Below are 10,719 nucleotides of genomic sequence, written 5' to 3'. Positions count from 1 at the left end.
CATGCCCCCGAAAATACTTTTCATTTCCCCCTCTCAAGAAGAAGGATAGTTTTCGTCTCTGTCGAAGTGAAGTCCCAAGAGCACGGTTGGGAGGCGATCCGCGTGAAGACACGCCAGGCCGTTTTGGTAGAGCCTCGCAAGATGGCGGTAGAGACGACGGAAGTCGGTCTGCCTGAAGGTTTTGTTCTCGTTAAGGTGGAGAGGTCCTATCTTTGCGGAAGTGAGCTGCACTACTTCCGTGGCAGGTACCCCTCTTACGTCACTCTCCCCAAGAAGCTCGGGCACGAGGGCGGCGGAACCATCGTCGACGTCGGCCCCGGAGTCAAAGGCTACAAACCCGGCGACCGGGTTATAGTCTATGCGGATGTCCTGATCACTCCGTCAGGCGCAACTCCGCTGTTTGCAGACTACTCGTCGGCGCCGGTCGAGTGCCTGCAACGCATCCCGGACGGGATCCCAACCCACATAGGCGCGCTTGCCGAGCCGCTTGCGTGCGCGGTGCACGCGGGCTATCACACAGGGACCAGACTCGGCGACACCGTGGCAGTGTTCGGTGTGGGATTCGCGGGCCAAGTCATCGCCCAGATAGCTCGGGCCAGCGGGGCAAAGAAAGTGTTCATCGTGGACGTCGATGACACGAAGCTGGCTCTCGCAAAGAAGCTCGGTGCGGACATGGCCGTGAACGGGCTCAAAAAAGACCCTGTAAAAGCCATAATGGACGCCACGAACGGCGCCGGGGTGGATATCGCAGTCGATTCTGTCGGAATGACCCGCATCATAGACCAAGCTACCGCAGTCCTGCGCAAGTCGGGCCGGTTGGTCCTCTACGGATGGATCACCGGCCGAGGCGAGATAGACTGGAATGTGTGGCATGTGAAGGCCCTCGAACCAGTGGTGACCAAGATCGGCGGGTACCCCGAGAAGAAGCCGTGGGCGGCCCGGGGGTTCTCCCTGTATGAGTCAGGGCAGCTCAGCCTGGATCCTCTCATTACCGCCGTATACCCCGTGGAGCAGATCCAAGCCGCGTTCGACAGGTATGATACTGACCCGTCCCAGGTGAAGATCGGCATAGAGTAGGTGCGCCGTAGATGGCAAAGCCACGAGGTCCCCTCATTGTGAGCCTCGACATAGGAACCACGAGCACCCGGGCGATGGTGTTCGATCAAGAGTTCAACCTCTTCGGGTCAGCCTCAGAGAAGTACCCTGTTCACTCTCCCCAGCCGGGATGGGCTGAACAGGACCCCGACGAGATCTACGAGGCATGTATCCGATCCATCGCAGGGGCTGTGCTCCATTCCGGATCCACACCCAATGAGATCCGGGGCATAGCCATAAGTTCAGTTCTCCATTCTCTCTTCGCAGTGGATCAGCTCGGCCGCCCTCTCAGCTCCATGCTGATCTGGGCGGATACCCGGAGCACAGCTTGTGTCCGCATAGCCGAAGAGGAATTCGGAGCCCACGAGATCTACAGGAGGACCGGGTGTCGGGTTCATCCCATGTATCCCCTGGCTAAGGTGATGTGGTTCCGCAGGGAGGCGCCAGAGCTCTTCGCGCGGACCTCGCGGTTCTTCTCCATCAAGGATTACGTCCTCTTCCGCATGACCGGGCAGGTTCTGGCGGACGTGTCTGTCGCGTCGGGCACGTGCCTGTTCAACATATACACCATGGATTGGGATGACGATTTGTTGGGTTATGCGGGCATCGACCGTGATATGCTTCCCCAGGTCACGGACGTATTCGAGCAAGTCTCCCCTCTGCTTCCCGAGGCGGCGTCAGCGACGGGTCTTTTCTCCGACACTCCCGTAATCATCGGGGCGGCGGACGGGATGCTCTCCAACATCGGGGCAGGCGCGGTTGAGCCCGGACAGATGTCTTTTATGATAGGGACCTCGGGCGCGCTCAGGGTATTCTCCCAAGCTCCTGTCCTCGACTTGCCCTCCATGCGGACATGGTGCTACGTCTTTCGCAAGGGCGCTTACGTCCCTGGAGGATCCATCAACAACGGCGGCATCGCGCTCGATTGGGTCCAGAGGGTAATTGGAGAGTCGCCTGATCCAGGGCGGGAGGCCGCCTCCGTGCCCCCCGGGTCCGAAGGGTTGATCTTCCTTCCCCTGATCACGGGGGAGCGTTGTCCGCATTGGCGGGGCGACGCGCGTGGGGTCATGTTCGGGCTTGAGCTCGCCCACACTCGCGCGCACTTCATTCGGGCCGCGATGGAAGGCGTCATATACCGCATGTATTCCGTCTACCGCGCGCTTTCGGAAGTCGTAGGCGAGCCGGAGGAGGTCCGTGCCACAGGCGGGTTCGTCAACTCCCCGGAGTGGGTTCAGATGGCGGCTGACACTCTCGGGCGGCCTGTTTCGGTTCCCGCGGAGCGTGAGGGCTCGGCGCTCGGGGCGGCGGTCGTGGGCATGGCGGCCCTGGGCGCGATCACAGGCGTTGAAGAGGTCCGAAACGCGGTAACGATTACCCGTTCGGTCGAGCCAGATATGACGCGTCACCGGATCTATTCTGAAGGTTTCTCCAAGTTTGAGAAGGTCTACGAGAGGGTTTCGGACCTCTTTTAGACGCGACTGGAGGGTCATTGTATCGTGAAGATCGAGTTCCCGTACCCATGGGCGGAACCTGTGGAAGTCCCCGACGACAGATTGCTTGGGGTGTTCTCCCCCCGCGAGGTGGAGGAGCGAGAGCCCGAGGCGGCTGTCATCGAGCGCGCGCTCGCCCATCCTATCGGGCCTGCCTCCCCGATTCCCGATGCGGTTCGCCCGGGGGACCGGGTCCTCATCCTGATAGACGACAACACCAGAGTTACAAGGGCCGATGCGGTGCTCCCCACTCTGCTCAGGGAGTTCCACCGGGCGGGGGTCAGAGATGAATCCATCGAGATCCTCGTCGCACTCGGCACGCACCGGCCAATGACTGAAGACGAGATCCTGGCCAAGGTGGGCCCGGACATCTTCGGGCGTTATCGGATCATCAACCACGACGCGCACGACCTATCAGCCCTGGTGCAGTTGGAGGATACACAGCTCGGCACGGAGGTCTGGGTCAACCGCAGGCTGTCCGAGGCTGACTACGTAATCGGACTGGGGCAGATCGTGCCTCACAGGGTCGCCGGATACAGCGGCGGGTCCAAGATAATCCAGCCCGGGGTGAGCGGCGAAGTCACCACGGGCCAGACCCACTGGGCATCCGCGCAGTTCTCGGGGGCAGAGATCCTGGGTGTGGCCGACAACCCGGTGCGCCGCGAGATGGACGCAGTCGCGAGGCGGGCCGGCCTTACCGCCATCTTCAACGTGATTCAGGACGCTCGAAAACGCATCATCGGGGCGGTGTTCGGCGATCCGGTGGCCGCCCACCGCGCTGGGTGTGAAGTTTCCTTCGATGTATATGGTGTCAGGATGCCCAGGCTCGCGGACATCGTCCTAATCGACTCCTACCCCGCGGACGTTGACATGTGGCAGGCCGGCAAAGGCATCTACAGTTCCGAGCTCGCGGTCCGCCAGGGCGGAGTTGTGATACTGGTGACCCCATGCCCTGAGGGTGTCTCTCCTACCCACCCTCAGGTCCTGGAGTTCGGATATAGGGGCTATGAGGAAGTCCGCGTTCTGGTGGAATCCGGTGTCATAACCGACCTCACAGTCGCGGCCCACCTGGTTCATGTCGGACGGGTGACCGCGGACAGGGCGACCTGCATCATCGTGTCGCCTGGCATAACGGAAGACATGGCCCGAGGGCTGCACCTCAGACATGCGAACAGTGCCCAAAATGCTCTCCGGGAGGCATTCGCACAAGTGGGGTCCGGTGCTGAGGTTGCGGTCCTCAAGCACGGAGGAGACATTCTCGCGATCGGAGGCGAGTAAGCGATGACCCAAGCGGGCTGTGACATGGTTACCAGCCGGGACGAAATCGAGGAAAAACACCGGGCTCTGAGCTCAGGGGTTGCTAGACTCAAGGGCCTGCTTCCATCGCTTCGTGCGGCGGAACGGCGAGTAGCTGCCTACATCGTGGCCAACACATCGGAGGTTGTGTACCTCTCCATCACTGAGCTCGCTGAGAGAAGCGAAGCCTCTGAGGCCACAGTCTCGCGGCTCTGCCGGCGCCTGGGGTTCCGGGGTTACCAGGAGCTCAAGATAGCCCTCGCGGTGTCTACCCTGCCAGAATCGAAACAGCTTTACGAGGCGGCAACGGGAGCCGACGACGGCTGGACGATCTGCGCCAAAGTGTTTCAGGCAACCACGCGAGGACTCGAGGACACCCTCAAGATCCTCGACCGCGCAGACTTGGACACCGCCATCGACCGGCTCGCGCGTGCCCGCCGCATCGAATGGTACGGGGTTGGAGGATCCGCGGCCGTGGCCAAGGACGCGCATCACAAGTTCCTGAAGACCGGGATCCCGACGTCTTTCTACGAGGACCCACATATGCAGGTGATGTCGGCGGCCCTCCTGACGCCCGAAGACGTTGTCGTCGCCGTGTCCTACTCCGGAAGCAACAAGGACATCTACGATTCGCTTGCAGAGGCGCACAAGCGTGGGGTGTTCACCATCCTGATCACAGGGTTCGCCCGGTGCCCACTCGCCAAGATGTGTGACATAACCCTCTGGGTTTCCGCCGGCGAGACGTTCAAGAGCGAGTCACTCCGTTCGCGCATCGCCCAGTTGTGCCTGCTGGACTCCCTCTACATCGGAGTCATGCTCAAGCGCGGGAACGACGGCCTGGGCAGCCTCAGGCTGACCCGTGAAGCCGTGGCCGGGAAGCGTTTCTAGTGCATACGTCGCAAGGAAGTGATCGGTTCATGCCGAGAGTGTTGATCTCCTCCACATCGTTCGATACCGCATGTCGAGAGGCCCGGAATTTGCTCCTCGCGAAGGGCTACGATCTTCGGGGCAACCCGTCGGGCAAACCGCTCGAGGGCGAGGCTCTGGTGTGCGCGCTCGAGGAGTGCGTGGGCGCCATCGCGGGTTTGGACCGGTTCACTGCCGACGTCATAGAGAGGTGTCCTGAACTTCGCGTTATCTCAAGATACGGGGTCGGACTGGATAGCGTGGACCTTGATGCGGCCACTCGCGCCGGGATCGTGGTCACCTACACTCCCGGTGCAAACACTCAGGCAGTTGCAGATTTGACCATAGCCCTCATCCTGGCCTGCGCTCGCCGGATAGTCGAGGCGGACCAGTTCACCAAAGCGGGCAAGTGGGCGAAGATCTACGGGAGATCGGTCTGGCAGAGGACCATAGGCATAGTCGGTACCGGAGCGATCGGGCGCGCGGTTGCGAAACGGTTGGCGGGGTTCGAGGCGCGCCTGTTGTTCTCAGACATCGCTCCCGATCTCGAGCTTGCCCGGGCAACAGGTGGCAGCTACGTGGACCTTCGTACTCTGCTCTCGGAGTCTGACTTCGTGACAGTCCATGTCCCGCTGGGTCCCAAGACACGCGGGCTGATCAGCGCAAAGGAGCTGGCAATGATGAAGCCCAGCGCCTACTTGATCAACACCGCCAGAGGCGGAGTAGTGGATGAGGGGGCCCTGTGCGACGCCCTCCGGAATCGAAGGATCGCTGGGGCAGCCCTCGACGTATTCTCCCACGAACCTCCGGCGGGAAGCGAGATCTTGGCGTGCGAGAACGTCATAACCACTCCCCACATGGGGTCATACACTTACGAGACCTTGAGCGCAATGGGGCTCATGGCTGCACATAACCTCATCGATGTGCTCGAGGGCAGGCGCCCGGAGCACGTGGCGAACCAAGAAGTATTCGCCGGGGACAACCGGCGGTCACCCGGGGGTGCATGAGACATTGGATTCGATCCAGAAGAAGCAGAGAGTCAAAGTGGGAATTGTGGGATCGCAGTTTGCAGCTGAACTGCATGCAAAAGCCTACGCCCGATGCGCGCACGCCGAGGTGGTGGCGGCGGCCGCCATCGACAATCTTGACCCGTTCTGCGACAAGTATGGGATACCAGGCAGGTACGCGGACTATCGGGACATGCTCAACCAGGCCGACATAGACCTGGTCTCGGTGTGTGTTCCAAACTTCCTCCACCATGAGGTAGTCATGGCGGCCGCAGCAGCCGGCAAGCACGTCGTATGCGAGAAGCCCCTTGCCACCAACCTCGCGGACGGCGCCGAAATGGTGCAGACGTGCCGGGAACGGCGGGTGAAGCTCATGTACGCGGAGGACTGGCTTTTCGCTCCGGCGATTCGCCGGGCCAAGGCGATCATCGATGAAGGCGCCATTGGAGACATCCTCTTCATCAAGGCCAAGGAGACGCATCTTGGGTCCCACTCCCCGTTCGCGAAGAAGGTGGCGACGTGTGGAGGGGGATCCATGATACACCTCGCCATCCATCCGGCGGCCTTCGTGCGCTGGCTTGCCGGGTCCGAGGTCCGGGATGTCATGGGAAAGGTCACGGAAGGCCTCGACAAGAACCTCGTTCACCGGGACTTCGAGGGCGAAGACTGGGGCGCGGGCATTCTGACGCTGGAGAACGGTGTCAGGGCTCTGATCGAGGGCAACTACATCACCCTCGGTGGGATGGACGATCGGATTGAGATCTACGGGACTCGCGGAAACATCCATATCGAACTGACCATGGGCTCCCCCATCACCGTCTACAGCCAGGTGGGCTACTCATACGTGCTGGAGAAAGCAGACATGTCGACCGGCTGGACAAGGCCTGCCGTGGACGAGGAAGCCTCACTCGGGTACGAGGACGAGATTGCTGCCTTCGTCCAGTGCGTCATGGACGGGACTCCGCCTCCGGCCGGCGCTTCCGGCGAGGACGGCCTCGCAGCCCTGGCAGTCATCGAAGCCTTGTACACGTCGTCCCGTGAGGGGCGCGCCGTCGACCCGCAAGAACTCGTAAAGGAGCTGTTGTAGGTGGCCAGCACTGCTATCGATTTCGCAGGCCTGACCCTCAAGAACCCGTTCGTCGTGGCATCGGGTCCCGTTACTTCGTCCTTACGCAAGCTCAAGGAGTGCGAGGCCAATGGGGCCGCAGCCGTCTCCCTCAAGCTCGTGCTGCAGAAACAACCCTGGATGGGGAAGCTCCGGATGTACTCGGTCCCCGGAGAAGTTAGCATAGTATGCCACGACCGGAGGCTGGATAAAGAAGAGGGCATCGAGCTAGTTCAGGCCGCCCGGGAACAGACTGACCTGGTCGTGTTCGTCAACATGGGCCACATAGGCGAGGATATCGAGGGCTGGCAGAGACTCGCTCTGGATCTTCAGGAAGCCGGAGCCCACGCTCTCGAGCTCAACCTGATTTGCCCCAATCTGACCTTCTCGGCCAAGCGAATGGGTGATGCCGTCACCACCTCATACGGCGCGGCGGCAGGCCAGAACCCCGAGGTCTGTTACAAGGTCGTCAAAGCCCTCAAAGAGGCGGTCAGAATACCGGTAGTGCCCAAGCTCACCCCCAACGTCGGCAACATCGCAGAGACCGCGGTAGCGTGCGAAGAGGCTGGAGCTGACGGCCTCTGCCTCGCGGGCGGCCAGACTTCCCTTCCCAGAGTGGACATTGAAAACGGCGGCCGGCCGCTCTACCCGTTCCTCGACGGCGCGTCCTTCGGGAGCCTGGGTGGCCCGTGTGTCCTGACACAGTCCTTCGCGCTCGTGGCTCAGGCTGCCCGTGCGGTCAAGATCCCGATCATAGGCGGAGGCGGTCTCGCCACCTGGCAGGATGCGATAATGTTCATGATGTGGGGTTCGCGTCTCGTGACCGCGTGCACCGAACCTATGTGGAGGGGGTTCGGGGTCATCCGCGAGATCACTGAAGGCATGGAGCGGTTCATCGAGTCCCACGGTTATTCATCCTTCGAGGAGATCATAGGGCTCTCCCTTCCCTACCTCAAGCGCAGCAAAGACCTGAATGTCGAGGAGGTCGTCGCGAGGATCGACGAGGAGAAGTGCACCAACTGCCTGAGCTGCGTCGGCCTCGGCCATTGTGATGCTATCGTCGAGCGGGACGGCCAGCCGGCACTCGATCCCGCGGCGTGCGTCGGCTGCGCTATCTGTGTCGGGGTGTGCCCCGTCGGGGCCATCGACATGGTGAAAGCCTGAAACCAGAGTTGCGTTTGGAGGGTCGCGGTTTCCCAGCGCGAGAACACCTTCCGTCCATCACACAGCAAAGGAGATGGTGGTGTCCGGCTAGAACCAGGCGATTATGAGAGTCACGGCACTATTGGGACAAGGCGAACTACTTGCGGGACACTTCTGGGAAAGTGTCGCACCTGAAGAGATCATCCTGAAGAGATCATAGGGAAAGGAGTCGAAAGATGAGACGGTTTACTACGGTTCTGCTAGTTGCGGCCATGGTTCTCACTCTCGTCCCCTTGATGACGTCAGCAAAGGATGACCCCATAGTCGTGGGGTTCATCACCGCACTGACCGGCCCGACCAGCCTGTGGGGGACTCAGGAGAGAAATGGCGCAGTGCTCGCAGCTGAGGAGATCAACGCCAAGGGCGGAGTCCTCGGCCGGCAGATCAAGCTGATCGTCTACGATCACAAGGGCAGGCCGGATGAGGGCGTCGCGGCCTATCGCCGGCTCGTCGACCAGGACCGCGCAGTAGTGATCGGTGGCACCCACTTCAGCAACATCAGCCTCGCGATAGCCCCGGTGGCGGAGCAGAAGAAGGTCCCCATCATCGGGCAGGCCATCGAGCCCAAGGTGACTGTGCCTGAGCCCGGGAAAGTGAACACCTACACCTTCCTGGCACAGCCGTCATCGACCCAGCAAGGGCAGATGATGGCGAGGTTCGCCTACGAGAACCTCGGCCTCAGGAAGGCCGCGTGCCTTGTGGACAAGTCCAACTCCTACTCCACCTCGCAGGGCGAGGCGTTCAGAGACTACTTCCGCGCCCAGGGCGGCGAGGTAGTCGCCTACGTGGAGTACGCCGGCGGCACCGTGGACTTCAGGGCACCCCTCACTCAGATCAAGGCCAAGGAGCCTGAGATCCTGTACCTGCCTCAGTACGCCCAGCCCGGCGGGCTGCAGGTGCGTCAGGCCAGGGAACTCGGGATCAAGGCGACCATACTCGGGTCCAACAGTCTCTCTGACCCCAACTTCGTGGACGCATGCGGCGGGATAGCCAACGCGGCCGGGGTCTACTTCCTGTTCAATGTGAACTTCGGTGACCCGAGGTTCGCAGAGTTCCAGAAGAACTACGAGAAGCGCTACGGCGAGAAGGTCGTAACCTATCATACCCTGTTCGGTTACGACGACATCCACCTCATCGCAAAGGCCATCGAGCTTGCGGGCAAGGCGGAGCCTCACGCCATCCGCGACCAGCTCGAGACCCTAAAAGACGTCCCGATCCTCGCCGGCGACGGGCTTTTCACCATGAATCCCAAGACCCATCAGCCGGTCAACATGCCGTCCTGGGTGTTCAGGTGGGAACCGAACGGGAACATGGTCCCTGAGCGCCTCATCTACCCCGGCGAGTAGCCCAGGGAATGTTCGGTTCAACTCACAGCAGATTGCGGAGGTGCAGCGCACGTGAATAAGAGGCTCATTTCCACGGTACTTGCATTCGCCCTGGGCCTGTTCATGCTGCAGGTCGGAGTGTCGGTGGGAGCCGACGTGATTATCATCGGCGAGATCGCGGCGCTCACTGGCCCTACAGCCCAGCAAGGACTCCAGGAGCGCAATGGTGCCACGATGGCAGTTGAGGAGATCAACGCCGCCGGTGGAGTTCTTGGAAAGCAGCTCAAGCTCATAACCTACGACTTCAAAGGCCAGCCTGCGGAGGGTGTGTCCGCCTACCGCAAGCTCGTCCAGACGGACAAGGCGTCTGTCATCATTGGCACCAACTTCTCCAACGTCAATCTTGCCATCGCGCCGGTGGCAGAGCAGCTCAAGGTACCGCTGGTCTCCAACGCCATGGAGCCCAAGGTCACCGTGCCTGAACCGGGCAAGGTCAACAAGTTCCATTTCCTGGCACAACCGAGCTCCATCGAGCAGGGTCACATCGTGGCCAGGTTCGCCATGGAGGAACTCGGTGTCAAGACCGCGGCATGCATAGTGAACAAGGGCAACTCCTTCGCGACATCCCAGGCCGAGGCGTTCAGGGATTACGTCAACGAAAACGGCGGCAAGGTCGTGGAGTATGTCGAATACCCCATGGGTGTGCTCGACTTCAAGGCCCAGCTCACGAAGATAAAGGCCGCCAACCCGGATGCAATCTACATCCCGCAGTACGCACAGGAAGCCGGGCTCCAGGTCAAACAGGCCCGTGAGCTTGGGATCAAGTCTGTGATAGTTGGGGCTAACACCCTCTCCGTTCCTCCATTCGTGGAGGCCGCGGGTGGCAAGGACGTAGTCGCTGGTGTCTACTTCATCCAGAATCTGAATATCGGTGACCCCAGGTTCAGTGACTTCATTGCGAGGTACGAGAAGCGGTGGGGCGAGCCGATCCAGACTCTGAACGTGTTCTTCGGGTACGACAACGTCCACATCGCGGTCGACGCCATCAGGAGGGCTGGGTCAACCGATCCCGTAGCCATCCAGCAGGCCCTCGAGGGCGTGAAGGGCGTCAAAGTGATGCAGGGCGACGGCACTATCACGATCGACCCCAATACCCACAGGCCTGTCAACATGCCGTGCTGGATATTCAAGTGGGAAGCAGACGGCAGTGCCGTGCCTCAGAAGCTGATCTATCCGGGCAACTGACCCTGAGAGAACCCAGATGGCGGCGTGCCGCGTCCCTATGGCGCGGC

The 10,719-nt window shown here is 61.2% G+C and carries 9 protein-coding genes; all 9 read left to right on the top strand.

The window, feature by feature from the left end:
- Positions 1–102: 102 nt before the first annotated feature.
- The gene (locus tag NUW23_13000) at positions 103–1,077 is read left to right on the top strand and encodes a zinc-binding dehydrogenase (protein ID MCR4427077.1); all 975 of its coding nucleotides are present in this window, start codon (positions 103–105) and stop codon (positions 1,075–1,077) included.
- Between the two features lie 38 nt (positions 1,078–1,115).
- Positions 1,116–2,567, top strand: a complete 1,452-nt coding sequence (locus tag NUW23_12995; GenBank protein MCR4427076.1) for a gluconokinase — start codon at positions 1,116–1,118, stop codon at positions 2,565–2,567.
- Positions 2,568–2,591: 24 nt separating this feature from the next.
- The gene (gene larA, locus NUW23_12990; protein MCR4427075.1) at positions 2,592–3,863 is read left to right on the top strand and encodes a nickel-dependent lactate racemase; all 1,272 of its coding nucleotides are present in this window, start codon (positions 2,592–2,594) and stop codon (positions 3,861–3,863) included.
- A gap of 3 nt (positions 3,864–3,866) precedes the next feature.
- Positions 3,867–4,769 carry a MurR/RpiR family transcriptional regulator gene (locus NUW23_12985; GenBank protein MCR4427074.1) on the top strand — a complete coding sequence of 301 codons (903 nt, stop codon included), beginning with the start codon at positions 3,867–3,869 and terminating at the stop codon, positions 4,767–4,769.
- Positions 4,770–4,798: 29 nt separating this feature from the next.
- Entirely contained in the window at positions 4,799–5,794 is a 996-nt protein-coding gene (locus NUW23_12980) for a phosphoglycerate dehydrogenase (protein MCR4427073.1), read from the top strand.
- Positions 5,787–6,881, top strand: a complete 1,095-nt coding sequence (locus NUW23_12975; GenBank protein ID MCR4427072.1) for a Gfo/Idh/MocA family oxidoreductase — start codon at positions 5,787–5,789, stop codon at positions 6,879–6,881. The genes NUW23_12980 and NUW23_12975 overlap by 8 nt, the downstream gene beginning before the upstream one ends.
- Positions 6,882–8,063: a 4Fe-4S binding protein gene (locus tag NUW23_12970; GenBank protein ID MCR4427071.1), complete on the top strand. Its 1,182-nt coding sequence runs from the start codon at positions 6,882–6,884 to the stop codon at positions 8,061–8,063. It abuts the gene before it with no gap.
- A 215-nt stretch (positions 8,064–8,278) separates the two neighbouring features.
- The gene (locus NUW23_12965) at positions 8,279–9,448 is read left to right on the top strand and encodes an ABC transporter substrate-binding protein (GenBank protein ID MCR4427070.1); all 1,170 of its coding nucleotides are present in this window, start codon (positions 8,279–8,281) and stop codon (positions 9,446–9,448) included.
- Between the two features lie 51 nt (positions 9,449–9,499).
- The gene (locus tag NUW23_12960; protein MCR4427069.1) at positions 9,500–10,672 is read left to right on the top strand and encodes an ABC transporter substrate-binding protein; all 1,173 of its coding nucleotides are present in this window, start codon (positions 9,500–9,502) and stop codon (positions 10,670–10,672) included.
- Positions 10,673–10,719 lie beyond the last annotated feature (47 nt).

The sequence above is a fragment of the Bacillota bacterium genome (genome assembly GCA_024655925.1).
Taxonomy (GTDB): domain Bacteria; phylum Bacillota; class DTU025; order DTU025; family JANLFS01; genus JANLFS01.
This window is presented reverse-complemented; position numbering and strand designations above follow the sequence as displayed.

Coding starts and splice junctions, on each gene's coding strand:
- NUW23_12985 (MCR4427074.1), top strand. CDS start 3,867: ATGACCCAAGCGGGCTGTGACATGGTTACCAGCCGGGACGAAATCGAG.
- NUW23_12980 (MCR4427073.1), top strand. CDS start 4,799: ATGCCGAGAGTGTTGATCTCCTCCACATCGTTCGATACCGCATGTCGA.
- NUW23_12965 (MCR4427070.1), top strand. CDS start 8,279: ATGAGACGGTTTACTACGGTTCTGCTAGTTGCGGCCATGGTTCTCACT.